Below are 21,494 nucleotides of genomic sequence, written 5' to 3'. Positions count from 1 at the left end.
TATCGAATGAAAGGAGAAGGAAAGATGAATAACACAATCCTGAAATCCTTATCTGTAGAGAATTTTACTTCGTTTGCAGATAGGATTACATTTACAACAGAGACAGACATTAGTAAAAAAGAATTTCTTAATAACACATTTGAAAGTAGAGACATGATGTTTAATAAAGTGTCTTTTCTGTATGGTGCAAATGGTTCGGGAAAGACTTTCTTCTGTAAAATCATAAGAGAGATTCAAAGATTATTAGACTGGTCACCATTGTTGGCAATGAACAATTCTCAATTACTCTCTTTACCACAATTTAAAGAAATTGATGCTCCGGTAAAGCAATTTATGTTTGATGTGGCTTATCAAGAGCGTCCATCGAAGTTTGCAATAGAGATTGTTCTTGATGAAACTACATATTATTATGAGTTTTCGGTACGAGAAAAAAAGATTGAATCAGAGTTGCTCACAAAAAAATATCGTAGAACAGAAAAATTACTTGAAAGAACATCTTCCTTGTATAAAGATATTGTTTTACGCTCTGAATTAAAAGATTTTGAAAATAAGAAGCAGGCAGTTAAAGAAGAGGCTCTATGTCTTCCAGTAGCCGCATTATTGAACAACAGTTTGGCGTCTAAAATTGTTGACGCTATACAAGGAATACAAGTTGTTAGTATGACTGCAGCGAGATTAAAGCCTACGAAATCGAAAGAATCATTTTCAGAGGAGCGATTAAGAAAATATATTAATATTCTCCAGAAAGCAGATCCTACGTTAAGAGATATAAAGGTTTCTTTTGAAGAAGAAGAGATTGACCGTCAAAAAATTGAGACGGATGATTTTGAAAATCGAGAAATCATAGCTACTAAAACGACGGTAGGGGTAGATACGGCACATGCTGTTTATGAGAATGGAAAGGAGACAAGTAGTACACCTATGACTTTCTTTGCAGAAGAATCATTAGGTACTGTAAAACTTTTCACGGCATTACCATATCTGTATGATATTTTGGAATCAGGAGGGGTGCTTGTTATTGATGAGATTGAAAATGGATTGCATCTTTCTCTGGCTAAGGAGATAATTGGGCTTTTTACTAATGAGGAGAGTAATCCAAATCATGCACAACTTATATGTACATCGCATCAGCCACTTCTAGTTTCCGGTGAATATAGACGAGACCAGGTTTGGATTACGAGTAAAGATTTATATGGAAAAAGTTCATTACATAGAATGAGTGATTTGAAGACATCACGTGCAAAAGTTAATTTAACTAATCGAATTATTGAAGGGGCATTTGGATGTAACCCAGAAATGTTTTTTGAAAAATAACACATAAAATATGAAAAAGAAAAACACCGAGTTGCAGCCCGGTGTTCTGCAGGACGACAAAAGCAGCAGCCGTCGCTACAATATTAATAACCGTAACCATTGTATCACGCTTAATTGCTGTTTGCAATATGAAATTTGTGTCCAGAAAGGCAAAAAAATGCAGACTTTTTCTAAAAATGTGATTGAATATAGTAACTGTAAATTAAATTTTTAGAAAGAGGTATTTTTATGAGATTAAAGTACAAATATTACATTTGCCAATGCGGTAGAAAAGTTATTCCGTTTACCAACCCATGTAAATGTCCACATTGTGGGCGTATTACCCGTTTGAGATAAGGTAGGTGGGAAGTGTGGGAAAAAATCAACATGTGACACCTCATCCAGATGGTGGATGGCAGGTAAAAGGACAAGGAAATAGCCGTGCAACGCTGAGGACTACAACTCAGAAAGAAGCAATAGATCGTGCACGTAGTATTTCACAAAACCAAGGATCTGAATTAGTTATTCATCGACCAAATGGACAAATTAGAGATAAAGATTCTCATGGAAGAGATCCATTTCCACCAAGAGGATAAATAGCTGAGAGGTAGTATGCCTGGATAGGGCATACTATCTCTGGTTTTAAGAGAAATGATGAAAACAAAAATTACAGCGGAGGTAATGATGTCAGTCGAGCAGTATCAAAAAAGTGTAAATACATTGGATAAAGAAATAGCAACTCTAGAAAAGAAGAAAGTAGAAGCTGATAAAAAATGTGCAGATATCCAATCGAAAATTAATTCGATTCAGAAGAATATTGCATCTAGAACTTCAGCTAATATGGTAGCTAGTAAAAAGAAACAAATAGCTAGTTTACAGGCGGAATATTCTAAAAAGATGTCTTCTAGTGCAGATGTTGGGAGAAAAATATCAGATAAGCGAAAAAAAAGAAATGATGCATATTTGAAGTTACAGAAAGCACAGAAGGAAGAACAAAAAAAGCAAGAAATGTCATTAAAAAAGATGCAGAAAGCATATGAAAATAAAATAGAAGAACTTAATAATCAAGCAGTATTGCAGTTGCGTACAAATGATAATATCGAAAAAACGAACAATCAGCAGGAAATGGAAGAATATGATGTATTCGTTTCCCATGCATGGGAGGATAAAGAATCTTTTGCGGATGAATTTGTAGAATCTTTAAGAGAGTGTGGAGCTAAGGTATGGTATGATACAACCCAAATAAAATGGGGCGACTCTATGAGAAGCAAGATAGATGACGGGTTAAGGAAGTCTAAATTTGGCGTAGTAGTATTATCACCTGATTATATCAAGGATGGAAAATATTGGACAAAGACAGAATTAGACGGATTATTTCAGATAGAGAGTGTTAATGGGAAAATGCTTCTTCCAGTCTGGCATAATCTTACTAAAAAAGAGGTTATGGAATACAGCCCAATTGTTGCGAGTAAATTAGCAATGACAACGGCGAATATGACTCCGCAGGAAATGGCAAAAGAATTGTACAAATTATTATCTGAAGAATAAATATTGAATAAAAACAATATAACAATCGGAATAAACAGTTTTATTGTGCTCCGATTGTTCTTTAAATAATAAATTCCGATATGGCAGACATGGTGAATGGATATTCTCCGAGTGTTATGTTAGTGTGCAAGAGATAATGATAAATACCAGCATTTAGGAGATATGGAAGATAAACTATAACTTTCACAATTGTATGAGAATACAAGAAAAGAGAAATCTGCGACAGCAAAAATGCTTTCTTAGATTTTCTACCATTTCAATATGATGTTCTGTAAAATGAAAGCGATAACAAATTAGAATTGAGTACAACTCTATATAATAAAATGATTGTTTACAGAACTGGAAGGTGTAATTATGTGAAAGTTGAAGATATAAGTAGAAAGTAGGAGTTTAGAAAATGCTACTATATCATGGAACTCTACTAGAAAGTGGAGAAAAGATTATTCAAGAAGGAAAAATACGATGCCAAATTAAAAGAAGTCATGAAGGATATGAGAATATTATTGAAGGTACGACAGATGGATTTGTGTATTTGACACAGAATTTATATACTGCATATTATTATGGAAATATTCTACTTTTGGATCAGGATGACTATAATAAAAAGTATGTTTACATATTCAAAATAGAAATACCTGATGATAATATTTTATTAGAACCTGATTTTGACGAGTTAAAAGTAAGAAATAAGGTATATTCTAAAATATTACATGGAAAGAATGTTTGGAAATGTGCGGTTGTGCAAGAATAAGACAGGATATTACTATTAAAGGATTAGAATACATTAAGTTACCGGGAACAGGGAATAGACTTGAAGATATACAAGATGTAAAAATATGTTGTGAATTGTCCAAAATGCAATTGGGATATGCAAGAAGTTATGGAGAATTGGAAAAAGAGGTAGAAACACGTTGGAAATGGAAAAAGTTTGATGAATAAAGCAAACTTATAAGGATAGCAAAAAATAATGGAAGAAAGAGAATGTAACATGGAATCATCTGTTGCAAGTAGGTATTCCATGTTATTTATTATAGTTAGATAAAAAAATCACTGGAGAGGTAGTAGAAAGAATTGGAATAAATTGGAACAGATCATCAAACAACAGTATCAGGGAAAAGGGATGGTAGATCCCACAGAGACAGACATCGTATAGGTGCCTGTCTTTTTTCGCAGAAAATTAGGAAAAAGATTTCGAAGGGAGGTGATAGGAAACGTGAGTATCAGTATCCATGAGTTGCTGGCAGTAGCCAGGGAATCGGAAGGTGTGAAGGCAGTTAAGGGGGATGACATATTGTGTGAGAAACGCTTTGCGCCAGATACCCGGTATATGGTGGAGTTTTTGCTATTGGAACAAAAGGAACAGTTTGGAGAAAAGGGAGAGTATCATCGTTATTTTTTGACTAAGGAATCATATCGTGAATTGATCGATCTGCAGAATCAGGGAGTCCTGCGCTTTCAAAAGCAGGCGCTTGTTTTAGAGGGGACGCTGCATTATCTTCCAGCCCAGGCATTTGTCCGGGACCGGGAGTAGGAAGCTTAACAGGCTGGAAAAGAAAAAGTCTTTGCAGGAGCATGGCTCCGAGTCCGGGAGCTCTTTTACCGGAAATTTTTATAGAACGAGAAAGAAGGGAGTGGTAAGCGATGATCATTGGAATCGACCACGGGTATTACGCCATTAAAACAAAACAGGTGTGTTTCCCAACAGGGCTGATGCGATACACCTATGAACCTTATACTATGCAGAATGTTCTCCAATACGGAGGCGCTTATTATGTGTGTGGAACTGGGCGGCAGACTTTAGTGAAGGACAAGACTGCCAATGACAATTATTATCTTTTGACTCTGGCTGCACTGGCACAGGAGATTCGGAAGCGGAAAGGGGAGAAATCTGCCAAGGTTGTTCTTGCAGCCGGACTTCCCCTTACCGGATTTGGAAGGGAAAAACAGAAATTTAAGGAATATCTGTTTCGGAAGGAACAGCCTGTCCGCTTTTTCTACGAAGGGGAGCGCTATGAAATCCAGATTGAAGATGTGAAACTGTTCCCCCAGGGATACTCGGCTCTGGCTCTTTATCCGGAATACTTAAAAGATGAACCCTCTGTTCTTCTTGTGGATATCGGAGGATGGACGGTGGATCTGATGCGCCTTGATAATGCTGTTCCTAATGCAGCTACCTGCAGGAGTCTGGAACTGGGTGTCATTCGCTGTATGGATGAGATTCTGGAACAAGTGCGCAGAAACACCGGGCTGTCGATAACAGAGACACAGGTTGAGCGCATCTTACAGGGAAAGTCATGCAGCATGCCTGCGGAAGTGGTGTCTTTGATCGAGAAACAGGGCAGGCTTTACATTGAAAAGATATTGTCTGCGATCACCGAGGCGGGCTTTGATCTGCGGGCAGTTCCTTCCATTTTCATGGGAGGCGGGGCTACTATTTTTCAGCACCGTGTAAGCACCCAGGACCGCCTGTGTCGCCCGATTTACCTCACAGACATCCATGCCAACGCAGCCGGATATGAACGGATTGTGGGGCAGATGAGGACGCTGTGAGCCGCCCGGTCTTTTCCTTTCGCCCAAACCTTAAGAACCCGGAGCATGAAAAAGCGTGGCGGCTTTTGCTGGAAGTTCCGGCAGGACAGAGGAATCAGTATCTAGTGGATGTGATCTTAGAAAAAGACGAACGGGAAACTTTACGGAAATTGATTCAGGAGACTGTTCGGGAAGAACTGAAAAGTGGCGGTATGGAACAAATGCCAGCATGTGAAAAGGAAGAAATTCCCGGTCAGATGCTGGATTTTTTATTTCAGATGGAGCAGGAGTAAAGGGGGTGAGGCCTATGGACAAAGAAAATATGGCATTGTTGGATCTGCTTGGGTTTTGCATACATTTGACATGGATTCTTTAGTGGGTATTGTGAATAGCTTTCTTTCAAACTTTGGAGTATGTTGTGTATAACAAAACGAAAGGGGAAAACGCTTATGGCAGAGATGAAGAACATATGCGGAAAGATCCCGGTGGAATTACATGAGAAGGTAAGAGCCGAGATCGAAGAGAAAGAAACGAGTACACAGATATTTATCCGGCAGGTGATTGAAGAACACTTTAACAGACTGGAAGGCAAAGGAGAAGAGAGCATGGAAAAAAGAACATTAGCAGTACAGGTCACAGAGGAATTATTCCAAAGAGTCAAATGGGTAGTCGCGAAGGAAGGTATCAAACAGAAAGATTTTATCATCCGCATCATCGAGAAAGCGGTGGAAGAGGTAGAAGCCAAATGGCAGGAGCTAGAGCAGCCGGAAGAAACCGCAGAAGCAGACAGAATGGAAGAGTCTACAGAAGAGACTGATGAGGAAGAGATTATCGAAGAGGAAATTGAAGAGATGGAAACTGCGGAGGAAGAACCTGACGATGAGAGCTTCGAAGAATCCACAGAACTGGACGAGGAAGAACCGGATCCAGAACTTCCCGAAGATGCAGATGAGGAAGAAGAACTGCCAGAATCCGAGGAAGAAACCGAAGAGATTGCATAATGCCAAACAAATAGAACTATAAAACTTGCAGGCGGTGTGGGAAAGAAACCATGCCGCCTGTTTTTTCTCAGCAAAGGAGGTTGATAGCCGCAACCATTCGATTTTTTGATTTATTCAGCGGGATCGGGGGATTCCGGGAAGGGTTAAGACGTGCAGACGGTTTTACCTGTGTGGGGCACTGCGAGGTGGATGCTTATGCGGATAAGAACTACCGATTGCTGTTCGACACAGAAGGGGAGTGGTTTTGTAATGACGCAAGAAAAATCGAAACAGACCGAATGCCAGACTTTGATCTTTTGTGTGCGGGATTTCCTTGCCAGGCATTCTCTATCGCCGGAAAGCGGGGAGGATTTGCAGATGCCAGAGGAACTTTGTTCTTCGAGATTGCCAGACTGGTTGCAGACAAGCGACCTGCGTATTTCATCCTTGAAAATGTTCCCGGACTGCTTTCGCATGACAAAGGCAGGACGTTTCACACCATCCTCAGTACGTTATCTGAGCTGGGGTACGGTGTGGAATGGAAAGTGCTTAACAGCAAGGATTTTGGAGTCCCCCAATCCAGAAAGCGGGTGTATCTTGTCGGATATCTTGATCGAAGATGTGCCGGAAAAATATTACCTTTCCCAACAGCAAATGGAACGCCTCTTGTTCAAGTCCAGACGGGCAGACAGGGGAAACGGATCTACAAAGCCGAAGGCTTAAGCTGTACTCTGACTTCCGGAGCCGGAGGTGTGGGTGGTAAGACAGGGTTGTATGAGGTAGGTATTCCTATTAAAGAGAATACCAAGCAGGGTTATAAGATGGCGTATCCGAGAGATAGCATTGACTTAGGCTATGCAGGAATGAACACACGGAGAGGGCGTGTGGGGCATCAGATTGCCCATACCCTGACCACCGGAATCCAGCAGGGAACGCTTCATTTTGTGGATCTGTCTCCACATCCTCTTATCACAGAGCATTGCAGATGTCTGAATACCAGACAGTCTGGCATCCATAATCACAAAGGGGAATGTTCCGGTGTCTTAAAAGAGGAAGGTGCCAGGGCAGTGCTGACTCCGGGAAGGGAAGAAACCCGGCAGAATGGCCGGAGGATGAAGGAACCGGAAGAGCCGATGTTTACCATTACTGCCACAGACCGCCATGGAGTTGCCTATCGGGGCAGAATCCGAAAACTGGTGCCAAGGGAGTGTCTGCGGCTGCAGGGTTTTTATGACTGGCAGATTGACCGTACCGAACAGGATACTTCGGACAGCCAGCTTTATAAACAGGCGGGAAATGGAGTGACCGTCAACGTGATCGAAGCCATAGGAACACTTCTTCGGCAGGCAGATGCGGAAATCCGGGCAGAGGATGAAAAGACAAAGAGGTAAGGCAGTATGGCAATTGGAATTCAGGATCAGTACTTCGGTACAGAAATTGAAATGACAGGTATTACCCGTCAGAGGGCTGCAGAGGTAGTCGCAGAACTATTTGGAACAAGGGCAGTTTGTGATGGTGGGTATTATGGAGTCTGGTCTGTGACAGATCAGGAAGGGAAGAAGTGGAAGTTTATGTATGATGGCAGTATCTATACGGAACGCAGGGAGCGTGGACGCATGGTTCGTGCCGGAAGTGAATACAGTACCGAAATGGTCAGTCCCAAACTTTCCTATGGAGAGATGGGCAAATTGCAGGAAGTAGTGCGGTGTTTGAGGCGCCATGGGGCAAAGGTGAATGCGTCCTGCGGGCAGCATGTTCATGTGGACGCTTCCAACCATACCCCAAGAAGCCTCAAAAATGCTATGACCATCATGTATTCCAAAGAGGATATTCTGTTCAAGGCATTGAAAGTACAGACTTCCAGAGAAAGCAACTATTGTCAGAAAGTACGCCCCATTGTGCTGGAAAAAATCCGCAGAATGCCAAACAACACCATTTCCATGGAAAAGCTGAAACAGATCTGGTATGGAGGCAGGGATGGAAGTCATAATCATTATGACAGTAGCCGATATTATGCCTTAAACCTTCATGCGGTGTTTTCGAAGGGAACGCTGGAATGGCGGTGTTTTGAAAGCACTCTCCATGCAGGAAAAGTACGGGCAAATATCACGCTGGCTCTTGCCATTTCCGCTCAGGCCATCAATCAGAAATGTACCCAGATGCGGAAAACAGAGATTACCGAGAATCCTGCGTTTACATTCCGTACCTTTTTACTGCGGTTGGGGCTTATCGGACCGGAATATAAGAATGTCCGGGAACATCTGCTTGCCAACCTGGAAGGGGATCGGGCGTGGAGATATGACCGCAGTCAGTATGAATGTTTGAATAGAAATCATCGGGCAGAGGATGCCCGATAGGAGGTAGAGATGAAAGAAACGTATTATTTTGCCTATGGCAGTAACATGAACTTAGACCAGATGGCGTACCGCTGTCCGGCAGCTTTTGTTGTGGAGAATGTCAAGCTGGACGGGTATCGCCTGACTTTCTGTGGCAGGGGAAAGGGAAGCGGTGTTGCTACCATTCTGCCAGAAGAGGGAAGCCGGGTGGAAGGAGTGCTTTGGAAACTCACACCGGAGTGTGAAAAAAGACTGGACTTTTATGAAGGATATCCACACCTGTATGGAAAGGAGCCTGTTCTTGTTCAGGGAAAGGATGGTGTGAAACGGGAAGTCATGGCATATACCATGAATGCACCCTATAAGGATCAGCCTGCCATTCCCTCAGACCTTTATTTTATGGGGATTGTGGAAGGCTGCCATCAGAATGGGATTTCCAGCCGCTCTGTGACCGATGCGTTAAAGCGTGTCCGGGAGGAAGTGGGCAGACAGAAACCCAGCCAAAAGAAAACAGAAGTCAGCAGATAACAAAGCCGCAGGGGAAAGCCTCTGCGGTATTTTTAACGAAAAAAGGAGAATGCAATGAAGAGTAGGAATATCAAAACAAGACTTGCAGCCTTTGGGCTCGCATTGCTCATGGGCATTAGTCCGCTTGGAAATTTGGCGGATGTCCATGCGGCAGAAATGCAAAATCTTTCAGAACCAGTAACAGAGAATGCAAAAATATTTGAAACGGAACAGACAGAGGAGGTTTCAGAGGTTACCGGACAGCTGGTAACAGCAGAAGATATCACGAAAGACATTTCCGACAAGGATTTTATGGCAGAGACTTGTATGGAAGGCATCCATTACGATTTGGAAAAAGAGGATGTTACCTTAGAACGGATCGAAGCAGAGGATGGAAGTGCCTACCATCCAGACCAGGCAGGGACTTATATTGCAACTTACTGGGTTGTGCCAAAAGATGCGCGTGACAGTTATTCAGTTACTCGTAAGATTATCCTGACGGATACGGAAGGACAGGCCCATGCAGAAGAAAACGGTGGGCAGAAACAGAAAGAGGATACGAAATCCGAAGAAGATTCGGAGACGCCTGTGCAGGAGATCCCGGATGTGGAAGTAACGGTATCCGGGGAAGATGCAGATGCACAGGCAGCAAGGGAACTGGAAGAAAAGATTGAGGATGGGGAAGTGATGATGCTTTCCGGTGCAGAAAATACCTTTACTGCAAGGGAAACCGTACATCTGGAAAAAGGAGAGACCATTTACTATCCAAGTTATATTGGAAATTATCTGACCTGCTGGTTTACGGTGAATGGAAAGATTGCCTACTGTCTGGAATCCCATCGCTCTTCACCGCCGAGTGGAGATTATATAGCACAGGTGCTTGACAGCAATAAGAATTTGCAGAAGGTGCTGTATTATGGCTATGGCGGCGCCGGGGATATTACCGGAAGTTATCTGTCCGGGAAAAGTGCAGAAGAGAAATATGTATATACCCATATCGCAGCCAGTTATGCTTACGCAGGTGAGGCAGGATTTACGGGATGCAAGTATGAGGATCTGGTAAACGCAGGGGTGATCGCTTATATTGACCATCTGTTTGCTATGGAAGAACCGCCGAAAGGGGAGATTTCTCTTTCTAAAACATCCGTAAAAGCAGTCCGTGATGGAAAGGTGCAGAAAACACCGGATATCACATTGTCCGGGAATCACCGAAACTACATTTCAGTCCATGTACCAAAAGACATCACCATTTATAACAAGACAAAGGGAACTTCCGCAGAGAATGGTGCGCTGAAGATCTATGGCGGGGATACCTTTTATTTGACTGCCCCAATGCTTCATACCGGAAAATATTCCTCCGGGGAGCTGCATGGCTCTGTAGGGGAAACCTGGAGAACGTTGGTATTATCTACAGGAAACAGCAATCAGGACATTGGAGTCTTTGAATCGGAGAAAGCCAATCCGGTAAGTTTTACGGTAGACTGGCTGGAGATGACAAGGATCGAGCTTTTAAAACAGGATGCGGATACCAAGAATCCTTTAGACGGTGCAGTGTATGGCATTTATACAGACAGCAAGTGTGAGCATCTTTTGATGGAAATGCCAGTCACCGGGGAAGAGGCAAAAGCGGTCAGTGATTATTTTGAGGCAGCCATCAAAACAGTATATGTGAAGGAGATCAAGGCTCCAGACAAGTATGCACAGAGTGATGTGATCCATAAGGTGGATGTGAAAGCCGGAAAAACGGTCACCATCTCAGCAACCGATGAGAGGGTGAAAGGTGCTGTCCATATCCAAAAGATCGATAAGGAGACACAGGCCTTTCTTCCCCAGGGGGATAGTTCCCTTGCCGGGGCTGTGTATGGTCTGTATGCCAGAGAGGATATCGTCCACCCGGATGGAAAGACGGGGGTTCTGTTCAAAAAAGACAGCCTCATCGCACAGGGCGTGATCAAGGAGGATGGTACCTTAGATTTTTCCGAATTGTATCTGGGAAAAATGTATGTGAAAGAGATCACTCCGCCGGAAGGCTATACGGTAGATCCAACAGAGTATGAGGTGGATCTTGCCTACGAAGGACAGGAAGTGGCAGAGGTAACCAGGGATCTGACGGTACAGGAACAGGTGAAAAAGCAGGCGTTCCAGCTGATCAAGATCAGCGAAGATGGAGACCAGACAGAAACAGACCTTGTGGAAGGGGCAGGTTTTAAGGTGTATCTGGTCAGCAGCCTTTCCAAAGTAGAGAGTGGGGAATTACAGCCATCCAATGGGGAACAGTTTACTGCGGAAGATTTCCGAGGTTATGATTTCAGTAAGGAAGAGGGGGCAGTGACCTATGTGGATGGCAAGGCTGTCCCGGTACCGGAGCTGATCACAGATAAAAAGGGATATGCCCTCAGTCCGGAACTTGCGTATGGTCTTTATGTGGTAGAAGAGAGTACGGTGCCGGAGAATTTAAAAGCCATCGATCCGTTTTTGGTAAAGGTAGATGAGGACAGCAGAGAACCGATGGTATGGAGGATCTTCGATGACCGTCCGTTTGAGTTTTTGTTAAAGATCGTGAAAAAGGATGCACAGACAGGAAATCCGGTCTTGAAGGCAGGCACATCCTATAAAATCTTTGATATGGAAAAAGAGGAATATGTAGAGCAGACGGTATTCTATCCGAAGAAAGAGACGATTAGTGTTTTCAAGACCAATGAGGAAGGCTATCTGGTAACACCGGAAGAACTGAAATGTTCTACTTACCGGATCGAAGAAGTGAAAGCACCGGAAGGGTTTGTAAGACAGGGATATGAGAGTTCCTTGTATGAAGGGGAAAAAGTAATTTCTCCATTGGAGGTGACCGGAAAAGGCAGTTACAAAGAGAACCCGAAAGAGGGAATCGTGATCACTGTTTCTTCCGATACCGCCCATCAGATCGATCCAGATACCGGGGCAGTCATCGTGGAAGCCTGGCAGCCAAACGATGAGCAGGTGGGAAGCCTGACACTGACCAAAACCGGGGAACAGCCAGTGGAAGTGAAGGGGGATTCCCTGCTTGCAAAGGCAAAGAGACTGGCAGGAAAGATCAAAGATGCAGTGACCGGAGAGGATACCGATACCGGAGTGTTCCATGATTTTGTCTATGAAGAATCCGGTGTGGAAGGGGCAGCCTTTGAACTGTATGCCAAGGACACCATTTATTCCCCGGACGGAGCAAAGGATGAGCAGGGCAATCCGGTCATCCGTTATGAAAAAGACGATCTGGTGGCAACTTTAGTGATCGATACAGAAGGAAAGGCAGTGGTAAATAATCTTCCATTGGGTTCTTATTATATGAAAGAAACCATAGCAGGCGACCATTTCGTATTGAACCCGGAACAGAAAGAATTTACCCTGACCGCAGAGGATGATACGCAGGCAGTGGTTTATGAAGGGGTTGCTTATAAAAATGAGCGACAGAAGATTTCCATTTCTGTAGAAAAGAAGGATGCAGCCACAGAAGAGAAGCTGGAAGGCGTGATTTTTGGTTTGTATGCCAAAGAAGATATCCTCTCCCAGCAGGGTGAGATTCTTGTAGAAAAGGACACTCTGCTGGAGAAGAAAGCAACGGATGAAAACGGTCAGCTTACCTTTGACAGCGACCTGTATCATGGAAAATATTATGTAAAAGAGGAAGTGAGAAAACCGGGATATCTTCCAAATGAAGAAATCTGGGAGATTGATGCCTCTTACACAGACCAGAACCTTGCAGAAATCAAGCTGACAAAAGAAGTGGAAAACCAGCCGACTGAGAGCCAGTTTACGAAAACCGATGCAACAACCGGGGAAGAACTGGAAGGCGCGAAGCTTCAGATCATCGATAAAGAGGGCAACATCGTAGAAGAGTGGATCAGTACAAAAGAACCGCACGTAGTCTATGGATTGCCAGAAGGAACGTATATCCTTTACGAAGAACTGCCGCCTTATGCAGAAGGGTATGTGTCTGCAGAAGATATCGAGTTTGAAGTAAAAGAAGATGGCAGTGTGACCAAGGTGGAGATGAAGGATGATTATTCCAAAGTGGAAATTTCCAAGACGGATATTACCACAGGCGAGGAACTGGAAGGAGCCAAGCTGCAGATCTTAAATAAAGAGGGTGAGATTCTGGAAGAGTGGGTAACGGATGGAAAGCCTCATCTGGTAGAGAAACTTCCGGTAGGGGAAGAGCTGACTCTGCGTGAGATCACAGCGCCGGAAGGCTATGAGATTGCAGAAGATGTGGAATTCACATTGGAAGATACCATGGAAATCCAGAAGGTGGAAATGAAAGATGCAAGAACACCGGAAACACCAGGTGTACCGCAGACAGGGGATGACCACTGGAAACCAATCCTGTTGTTTGTTCTTCTGGGAGCATCAGCAGCCGGACTCATGGCAACCATGATTTATAAGAAGAAACGTGGAAAGACAGAAAAAGCAGATGAAACGAAAAAAGAAGAATAAGCTGTGGATGTTGCAGGCAGCCTTGTGCGGTGTCTGTATCCTCAGTGCAGCTCTGCTTTATCAGGATTATGTGACCGTTCCCCGGAAGAATCGGGAACTGGTGGAGGCGTTAAAAACCTGCTTCCCGGAGGAACTTCCTCCGGGCGGTGGTTCTCTGGGACAGAAAGAGGAACAGGCTGGAAGAGAAACGGAAGTGTCTGCGGTTGATCTTCGCTCTCTCCAGAGTCAGTATCCGGATGTTCGGGGCTGGCTTACAATCCCGGAGAGTGGCATCGATTATCCGGTACTGCAGAGCAGCCCGGAAGAACCGGAGTATTATCTGCGGAGAGATTACCGGGGAAACTACGACATCAATGGAAGTTTGTTCCTCCAGGCAGACTGCATTCTGGGAGAATCGGGGAAGCTGACCATCTACGGTCACAACATGAACAGCGGTGCAATGTTCGGGAATCTGGATCAGTACGCCTCCTATGAGTACTGGAAAGCACATCCCAGCGTGTTCTTTCAGACACCGGAAGGCATGGAGGAGTACCAGATAGCGGCAGTTTTGAAAGCCGATGTGTCCATGTTCGACTTCCAGCAGATTTCCTTTCAGAACCAGCGGGAAGCAGAGGCATATGTAGAACAGGCAAAAGAATTGGCGCTGTTCGAGACTGGGGTAGATGGTACAGGTTGTGAAAAACTCTGACGCTGGTGACTTGCTCTTATGAGTGGAAACAAGCCCGGAACATCCTTGTAGCAGTAAAAGCAGGGGCTTAAAAGGGAAAAGTGTTCAACAGTGGGAACTTTCTTCCAGTCTCTGGATATCTACAGTACTCTTCAGAGTCAGTAATGTCAGGAAGTGTTCAAAACTACCAGAAAAGTGCAGAATGTGAGACGAACTGTAATGGGGAGTGGCACTGCAACACAAAAACTGTTCGAAGTTAGGGAAGATGCAACGAATTATGGCGGCTTGTGTAGTCCTGTAGTGTTGGAAAAGTGTTCAACAGTGGGTGCTTTTCCAGCTCTTTGGTGGCTTTCTGGAACTGAAGCTGCCGGGAAGTGTTTGAAAGTACCCCAAAAGTGCAGAATGTGAGACACGACTGCATAAAAAAGACAGTACCATCATATACAAAAGTGTTCGAGGATATAGGATGTGCAACGAAATGTGGTGTGATGTAGTGTTAGAAAGTGTTCAAAGACTGGGACTTTTGCAACTATCTGGATGTATCTGCCATCTATTGGAAGAGTATTTTTGAGAAGCATTTAAAAGAAAATCTCTGTTCAATTGCCTGAAAAAGCGTTACAATCATTCCATAAAGACAGGGAGGTGTTCCATGGATCAGAAAGAACAAACAAAGTGCATGGGTTCAGACGGAATGCAGAAAATGAACGGCGTTATCAATGCCGATCTCATGACTGTGGAAGAGATTCATCAGAAACTTTTGCAGAATTTCGCCGGAGGCATGGAAAAAATAAATGTGAAAGGAGGAAGAAGATGCAGGTTGTCATCGAGATACCAAAAGAAGTATTGTATGATACAAAGCAAACGATAGAACAAGCAACAGACTTTGCAAAAAGAGCAACTGCATTGGGATTTTATAAGCAATATGGGGTATCGGTGGAATTGTGTTCTCAGATTGCTGGCATAACAGAGAAAAAATTTATATCAGAAGCAAAACGTAGTTTTATAGGATAGCAAAAACCAGATGCGTAGAATGTGAAATACAAGATCTTTTGTGCTTGACAAGTGTGTCAGAAGCGGTTACACTATGCCTAGTGATCGCACTACAGAAACTTGTGAAGCCTGTAGTCCGGAGAGACTCCTACGGGGGTCTTTTCGTTATTATAGGACAGATAAGAAATGGTTTTGAGTGGTGTAAGACTTATTGAAAAGCCTAAAAAGTAGTTGAAGATACACACTGGGTGAATTATAATGAATTTTATCATATATGAGTAGGTGATGCGAATGAATCAGGAAGCACAGGAATATTATAATATTGCCAGTTGGACAAAAGATAAAGTAAATTACAATCGGATATCAAAATTTAATACGAATAAACATAGACAGGTTTTACATGGACAAATATGGTTTTGTGATTTGGGATACAACATAGGAACGGAGAAAAATAAAATGCGTCCGGTACTGGTGATGTCCAATAATAAAATCAATAATTCTGAAAAAGTGGTAGTTGTTTGTATTACCGATGCAAAAGGAAAAGTAAACGCAAGATGTTTGCCGATTCAGGATTCATGGTTTTTGTTATATTCTGATACAGAAGATGAAGAAAAGCAAGTGATTCCGGGAAGAACGATACCAGCGTCTATGCATACTTATGAATTTTTGGATAAAGACAGTATGATTCAGTGTGAGGAGATACGTGCAGTTAGTAAGGCAAGGCTGGATGCAAATCGAGGATGTATTGGTACTTTAACACCGGAAGATTTTGATCTTGTAAAAGGAAAATTCAAAAGAGCATACAATCTGTAAAATGTGACTGCTAAAAATTTGTTGACAAAGAGAAGGTAGTTGCATATAATAAAGAAGAACAGAGATACTATGATTAAGTCCCACACTTGAGCAATCAAGATACAGTGGGTACTTTATAAATGTTTAAACGAAGCCGTAGGACCGTAAGGTATAGCTTCTGGAGGCTCCCCAGTTTATCTGGGGAGTTTTTCTTTGGAAAGATTTATGATAATAAAAAATGAAAGTAATAAGAAATCAGGCAGGATATGTTCCCGTAAAAGGAAGGTATCCTGCCTTTTTTGCATGAAAGAGAGGACATTCATATGAGAAAATTTTATACAGCAGAAGCAGTAACTGAAGGACACCCGGACAAATTATGTGACCAGATTGCAGATGCAATCTTGGATGTGTGTCTGAAGAATGATGAAAATTCCAGAGTAGCCTGCGAAGTGCTTGCTACAAAAGGAAATATTATTGTGGCGGGAGAGATTACCAGTGCCTATGAACCGGATGTGTTTGCAGTCGTGCGAAAGGTACTATCTGATGTAGGTTATTCCAGCGAAGGGGTTACTATGGATACCTTTGTCCATCGACAGAGTCCCGATATCGCAGAAGCGGTCAATGCTTCAAAAGAACGAAGGGGAGGAGTGTCTGACAATCAGATAGACTGGTTCCAAGGAGCAGGGGATCAGGGTGTGATGATCGGATATGCTTGTGATGAAACGAAGCAGCTCATGCCCATGCCCGTGGTGTTGGCCAATCGGATTGTCAGGGAATTATCTGCCTGTAGACAAAGCTCTTATATTCAGGGAATCTTACCAGATGGGAAAGCACAGGTGACGGTAGAATATGAAAATGGAAAGCCTGTTCGACTGGACAGTGTAGTAGTGTCTTGTCAGCATAAGGAAGAAAAAGATTTGAAAAAGCTGGAGGCAGAGATCCGAAAGAAGGTGTTGCTGCCGGCTCTTCGTCCCTTGCCACCGGATGAGGAAACTAAGATTTATATCAATCCATCGGGGCGTTTTGTCTGTGGAGGGCTGGATGCAGATACGGGACTGACCGGAAGGAAGCTAATGGTAGACAGTTATGGAAGCATGGTTCCCCATGGTGGCGGTGCATTTGCCGGGAAGGATTGTTCAAAAGTAGACCGCTCTGCAGCTTATATGGCCAGATATATCGCTAAGAATATCGTAGCTGCGGGGCTTGCCAGCAAGTGTCAGGTGTCTTTGGCTTATGCAATCGGAGTGGCACAGCCAGTTATGGTGCAGGTGGACACGTTTGGTACGGGAAACGTGTGTGCGGATGACTGTTTGGAGCTGGCAATCCCCCTGGTGTTTGGGCTGACTCCGAAGCAGATCGTGGATACCCTGCGCCTTACCCGTCCTATTTTCCGACAGACAGCTGCCTTCGGGCATTTCGGGAGAAAAGAGTTTCCGTGGGAGCATACCGATAAGGCAGAAGCTCTTCGCAATGCGGTGATCTGATGGCTTGGGTTACCGAAGAAGAATATCGGGCAGCCAAGCAGGTGAGAGCCTATGAGTATCTGCAGACATATCAGCCGGGGAGACTGAAAAAAACACGGACAAGAAATGAATGGCAGCTTCAGGATCATGACAGTTTCAAAATCAACGAGATTACCAGCAAATGGCATTGGAAGTCCAGGAATATTGGCGGAATGTCTGCTCTGCGGTTTTTGATGCAGGTAGATGGCATGGAATATACGGAAGCAGTAAAAATCTTGTGTGAGCAGACGCCTGTGTATGTTCCCAGAGCAGAACCAGCCCCTAAGAAGAACTTTTCCCTGCCTTTACCCAACGACAGTTTTTACCGGGTGCGGAGATATTTGAACCAAAGGGGAATCCGGGATGAGGTACTGGATTACTGTGTACAGCTGGGAATCCTTTATGAGAGCGCCCCACACCATAACGCTGTTTTTGTTGGAATGGATGAGCAGGGGCAGGCAAAGTATGCGTTTTTACGGGGAATCTATGACAACCGGGGAAAGAACTTCCGGATGGAACAGGAAGGCAGTGAAAAACAATACAGCTTTTGTGTTCCACCTCTTGGGAATAGCTGTCGGGTGGCAGTATATGAAGCCTGTATTGACGCCCTTGCCCATATGACGCTGGAAGATGGACCGACAGATAAGTACCGTCTGTCTCTAGGGGGCATTGCAGCACCAAAAGAAGGAGAGGAACGGGCAACGAAGAAGATGAAACGTCCAGATGCATTGGAACATTTCCTAAAAGAGCATCCGGAGGTGACAGAAATTGAGATCTGCACCGATAACGATTTTGCCGGACGATGGGCGTGTGCGCAGTTAAAAGAGCAGTATGGAGAAAAATATACCGTAGTTTGTAACTTACCGCAGATGGAAGGTGCAGACTATGGAGACCTGGCAAAACAGGCAGGGGAAAAACAGAAGAAACAGCAAAAGGAAAGAGGGAGGTGAGGCAAATGGAAGATACGATCAAAATAGAATTATTGACACCGCTGACAGGAACCTTTATTCCAAATGAGATGGAACAAGATTGGGAAGAAGAGGATTACAATGACTTTGAAGAAGAACAGGTATTTTTTGAAGGAGATGATTTAACGGAGTATGCTTCTGTGATTCAGGAAAAGATTGCAGAATACAACCGTGTCGGACATGACGATGATAAGACCGATAATCTGATGGATTATTTTGACGGAAGTGTTGCTATTAAAGAAAAGGTGGTGTCTGCAGTTCCATCGGTGAAAGAATCGGATGGTGTGTTATATGGCTGTACAACTTTAGAATTGAAGGAGTATCTGGAAACGGAAGAATTATCGGAACTGTGTGAATATCTCACCGGACAGTATAGTGATGGATGGGGAGAAGGGTTTGAACAGCAGGAAATTCAGGTTGATGGTGGAGAACTTCATGTCCATTTCTGGCAGCCGAGGGACTATCTTTTTGAACAGGTCAAGCCGGAGATACAGAATAAGCAAGAACCGGAAAAGAAAAAGCCGAAGATGGAGGTCTTAGGAAGAGATGGAAATGTGTTTATTATTTTAGGAGCTGTGGCAGGTTTGTTGATTAAAGAAGGGATGGATCAGCAGGCGAATGAAATGTATAAACGGGTGATGCAGTCAGGTAATTATTATCAGGCTTTGCATATCATCAGTGAGTATGTGGAAACTGAATTGAGTGTATCAGATGAAAAATCGCAGGCAAGAAAATCGCAGCTTTTGGAATGTATTCAGAGCAATAAAAAGAAAAGTAAAAAACAGCCGGAGCGCTGATAAGAAAGGATGATGCCTATGGAAAATACCCTGCAGTTAGGGAACTTATTGAAAGAAGGAACGTACCCGGAAGAATATACCGGAGGGGAGAAGTGGACAATTTTACATGGAGATACGCTGAAGCTGGTGAAAGCATTCCAGCCGGGAATCTTTGATGCAGTGATTACCGATCCGCCTTATGCGTCCGGGGGAACAAAGCAGAATGAAAGAAACCGTACCACCAATCAGAAATATAGCAGTATGAAGGCAGAGAATGCACTGCCGGATTTTGATGGGGATAACAAGGACCAGCGTTCCTGGACCCACTGGATGACAGAGTGGCTCTACGATGTGCGGAAAGCCTGTAAAGTCGGTGCACCAATCTGCCTGTTTATTGACTGGAGACAATATCCCTCTATTACCGATGCACTCCAGTGGGCAGGCTGGATCTGGAGAGGAACTGCGGTGTGGGATAAGGGAAACTCCCGTCCGCAGAAAGGACGTTTTCGCCAGCAGGCTGAATATATTGTGTGGGGCAGTAACGGACCCATGCCCATCAGCCGTCCGGTGTCTTGTCTTCCCGGTGTGTTCCGTTATGGGAATACCCAGAACCGTATCCATGTGACAGAGAAACCGTTACAGCTGATGAAAGATGTGATCCAGATCTGTGAGCCGGGCGGCAGGATCTTAGATCCCTTTGCCGGAGCCGGAACGACGGTCCTCGCAGCTGTAGAGGAAGGCTATGAGGCAGTAGGTATCGAGGTAACAGATGCCTATTATAAGCTGGGCAGTGATCGGGTGAAGTTTGCACTGGAAGCAAAGGAAAAAGAAGAGAGCGAAAAATAGCAAGGGCATCCACATGGATGTCCAACTTTGTTTCAGAAGAAGAAAGGTGCATCCACATGGATGCAGGAAAGGGGGCTTATGGACAGAGTCTATGATGTAACCATCCGAGAAGTGCGTGAAAAGACCGTTGCGGTGAAAGCATCCAGCAAAGAAGAAGCAGAAAAAGGATGCCGTATGTATGGCCCTGGTACCAGCGAATATGACATTCAGTCTGTTCAATATGAAGCCGTGGAACGGAAACAGGAACAGACATTTGAGATTGAAATCCGAAAAAGTTGTACCATCCGCAAATCTATCTCTGCACATTCCAGGGAAGAAGCGGTAGAACGGGCAGAGATACTGTATGAGGACGGTGGCTTTGATGCTGAATTTGATGAAAGCACGATGGATGTGAGTTTTGAGGTAAAAACAGAAAGAGCAAAGAAAAAGGAACAGGTACGATAGGAGATGAGGCGATGGAACAGGCGATGGCCTATGTGTGTTGTCCGGCAGAAGAAAGCAGGGTGAAGGTGCAGCGATATTGCCGGAAGATTTATGAGTTGGGATATGTTCCCATTTGTCCAAGGTTTGGATTTCTGCCATTTTTGGAGGAAGGGGAAGCTGAGGATCAGCAGGCATATAATCGGATGTCCCATTTGATCTTAAAGCGGTGCCGGATGGTGGTGGTCTGTGGAAAAGAGGTGACTGGAACCATGAATACCGATATCAGTACCGCAGACCGATTGCATATCATCTGCACCACATTAGATGGATTGATCAAGATTAAAGAAAAGGAATCATAATCGATTCTGCGTGGGGGAGTCGATGGAAATCGGTGGAACTGGTTTTGCAAGCATAGCGTTTGGATATCCAAACGCACTTTGGGGAGAACCCCAATCCCCCGGCAGTCGAGAAAGGAGAGAAGTGAAATGTTTTTTGCAGGAATGGCTCTTGGGGCAATGGCAGGTGCAGCCTTTGGCATTGGACTGATGTGCTGTGTGGTTGCCGGAAAGAGAGAAGATCAGCAGATGGAGCAGATGCGGATACGCAGACAGAAACAGGGAGAACCAAAACAGATCCAGTTCCGAGATATGGAAGGGACAAAGCGGTTCATCCTTTTGGATGGGGAAAGTCTTTGCATGATGGCAGAGGACGGAACGAAAGAGATTGGGCTTTGCCGCTTTGTGGATGAAAAGCAGGTAGATGTGAATGGGCAGGTCTGGGAGATCGGGGAATTCCTCTGGCAGATGGAACGCAGGGGAATTCAGGTGTATCCCTTAGAGACAGCAGAAAAGAAGAAAAGGTAGGCGGTTG

General features: G+C 44.0%; 22 protein-coding genes and 1 pseudogene. All 23 read left to right on the top strand.

Annotated elements, in window-relative coordinates; translation table 11 throughout:
• Positions 1-24: 24 nt before the first annotated feature.
• On the top strand, positions 25-1,314 hold the full coding sequence (locus ACESPO_RS03500) for an AAA family ATPase (RefSeq protein WP_118188685.1): 1,290 nt from the start codon (positions 25-27) through the stop codon (positions 1,312-1,314).
• Positions 1,315-1,664: 350 nt separating this feature from the next.
• Positions 1,665-1,889 (top strand): DUF2188 domain-containing protein, encoded by a 225-nt coding sequence (locus tag ACESPO_RS03495; protein WP_118188684.1) that lies wholly within the window; start codon positions 1,665-1,667, stop codon positions 1,887-1,889.
• A 58-nt stretch (positions 1,890-1,947) separates the two neighbouring features.
• Complete coding sequence (locus ACESPO_RS03490) at positions 1,948-2,841, top strand: toll/interleukin-1 receptor domain-containing protein (RefSeq protein WP_270188183.1); 894 nt, start codon at positions 1,948-1,950, stop codon at positions 2,839-2,841.
• A gap of 397 nt (positions 2,842-3,238) precedes the next feature.
• Positions 3,239-3,592: a hypothetical protein gene (locus ACESPO_RS03485; RefSeq protein ID WP_118188683.1), complete on the top strand. Its 354-nt coding sequence runs from the start codon at positions 3,239-3,241 to the stop codon at positions 3,590-3,592.
• Positions 3,571-3,780 carry a hypothetical protein gene (locus ACESPO_RS03480; RefSeq protein WP_118188682.1) on the top strand — a complete coding sequence of 70 codons (210 nt, stop codon included), beginning with the start codon at positions 3,571-3,573 and terminating at the stop codon, positions 3,778-3,780. The genes ACESPO_RS03485 and ACESPO_RS03480 overlap by 22 nt, the downstream gene beginning before the upstream one ends.
• Before the next feature lie 274 nt (positions 3,781-4,054).
• Positions 4,055-4,372, top strand: coding sequence for a DUF5720 family protein (locus ACESPO_RS03475; RefSeq protein WP_118188681.1), 318 nt, complete (start codon positions 4,055-4,057; stop codon positions 4,370-4,372).
• Positions 4,373-4,482: 110 nt separating this feature from the next.
• On the top strand, positions 4,483-5,391 hold the full coding sequence (locus tag ACESPO_RS03470; RefSeq protein ID WP_118188680.1) for a ParM/StbA family protein: 909 nt from the start codon (positions 4,483-4,485) through the stop codon (positions 5,389-5,391).
• Positions 5,388-5,663 (top strand): hypothetical protein, encoded by a 276-nt coding sequence (locus ACESPO_RS03465; RefSeq protein ID WP_118188679.1) that lies wholly within the window; start codon positions 5,388-5,390, stop codon positions 5,661-5,663. Before ACESPO_RS03470 ends, ACESPO_RS03465 begins: the two co-directional genes overlap by 4 nt.
• A gap of 156 nt (positions 5,664-5,819) precedes the next feature.
• Positions 5,820-6,371: a hypothetical protein gene (locus tag ACESPO_RS03460; protein WP_187305832.1), complete on the top strand. Its 552-nt coding sequence runs from the start codon at positions 5,820-5,822 to the stop codon at positions 6,369-6,371.
• An 80-nt stretch (positions 6,372-6,451) separates the two neighbouring features.
• Positions 6,452-7,741, top strand: a complete 1,290-nt coding sequence (gene dcm, locus ACESPO_RS03455; RefSeq protein ID WP_499788459.1) for a DNA (cytosine-5-)-methyltransferase — start codon at positions 6,452-6,454, stop codon at positions 7,739-7,741.
• Between the two features lie 6 nt (positions 7,742-7,747).
• Positions 7,748-8,707, top strand: coding sequence for an amidoligase family protein (locus tag ACESPO_RS03450; protein WP_118188677.1), 960 nt, complete (start codon positions 7,748-7,750; stop codon positions 8,705-8,707).
• 9 nt (positions 8,708-8,716) lie between these two features.
• On the top strand, positions 8,717-9,214 hold the full coding sequence (locus ACESPO_RS03445) for a gamma-glutamylcyclotransferase family protein (protein ID WP_118188676.1): 498 nt from the start codon (positions 8,717-8,719) through the stop codon (positions 9,212-9,214).
• Positions 9,215-9,268: 54 nt separating this feature from the next.
• Positions 9,269-13,660, top strand: coding sequence for a SpaA isopeptide-forming pilin-related protein (locus ACESPO_RS03440; protein WP_499788458.1), 4,392 nt, complete (start codon positions 9,269-9,271; stop codon positions 13,658-13,660).
• Positions 13,638-14,419: pseudogene (locus tag ACESPO_RS03435) on the top strand (class B sortase). The gene ACESPO_RS03440 and the pseudogene ACESPO_RS03435 overlap by 23 nt, the downstream one beginning before the upstream one ends.
• Positions 14,420-15,137: 718 nt before the next feature.
• Positions 15,138-15,338 (top strand): UPF0175 family protein, encoded by a 201-nt coding sequence (locus tag ACESPO_RS03430; protein ID WP_177968239.1) that lies wholly within the window; start codon positions 15,138-15,140, stop codon positions 15,336-15,338.
• Between the two features lie 270 nt (positions 15,339-15,608).
• Complete coding sequence (locus ACESPO_RS03425) at positions 15,609-16,130, top strand: type II toxin-antitoxin system PemK/MazF family toxin (RefSeq protein ID WP_118188671.1); 522 nt, start codon at positions 15,609-15,611, stop codon at positions 16,128-16,130.
• Between the two features lie 302 nt (positions 16,131-16,432).
• On the top strand, positions 16,433-17,593 hold the full coding sequence (gene metK / locus ACESPO_RS03420; protein ID WP_118188670.1) for a methionine adenosyltransferase: 1,161 nt from the start codon (positions 16,433-16,435) through the stop codon (positions 17,591-17,593).
• Positions 17,593-18,561, top strand: a complete 969-nt coding sequence (locus tag ACESPO_RS03415) for a DUF3991 and TOPRIM domain-containing protein (RefSeq protein ID WP_118188669.1) — start codon at positions 17,593-17,595, stop codon at positions 18,559-18,561. The genes metK and ACESPO_RS03415 overlap by 1 nt, the downstream gene beginning before the upstream one ends.
• A 5-nt stretch (positions 18,562-18,566) precedes the next feature.
• Positions 18,567-19,376 (top strand): hypothetical protein, encoded by an 810-nt coding sequence (locus ACESPO_RS03410; RefSeq protein ID WP_243035254.1) that lies wholly within the window; start codon positions 18,567-18,569, stop codon positions 19,374-19,376.
• An 18-nt stretch (positions 19,377-19,394) separates the two neighbouring features.
• Positions 19,395-20,201, top strand: coding sequence for a DNA-methyltransferase (locus ACESPO_RS03405; protein ID WP_330627226.1), 807 nt, complete (start codon positions 19,395-19,397; stop codon positions 20,199-20,201).
• A gap of 78 nt (positions 20,202-20,279) precedes the next feature.
• Positions 20,280-20,645: a hypothetical protein gene (locus ACESPO_RS03400; RefSeq protein WP_177312087.1), complete on the top strand. Its 366-nt coding sequence runs from the start codon at positions 20,280-20,282 to the stop codon at positions 20,643-20,645.
• A gap of 11 nt (positions 20,646-20,656) precedes the next feature.
• A complete protein-coding gene (locus ACESPO_RS03395) occupies positions 20,657-20,983 on the top strand; it encodes a DUF7768 domain-containing protein (RefSeq protein ID WP_118188666.1) in 327 nt (108 codons plus the stop codon).
• Positions 20,984-21,109: 126 nt separating this feature from the next.
• Positions 21,110-21,487 (top strand): hypothetical protein, encoded by a 378-nt coding sequence (locus ACESPO_RS03390; protein WP_009248016.1) that lies wholly within the window; start codon positions 21,110-21,112, stop codon positions 21,485-21,487.
• The last annotated feature ends 7 nt before the right edge of the window (positions 21,488-21,494 follow it).

Origin of the sequence: Coprococcus sp. HPP0074, from assembly GCF_964238105.1 — a bacterium.
In the GTDB taxonomy this organism is placed as follows: Bacteria; Bacillota; Clostridia; order Lachnospirales; family Lachnospiraceae; genus Faecalimonas; species Faecalimonas umbilicata.
This window is presented reverse-complemented; position numbering and strand designations above follow the sequence as displayed.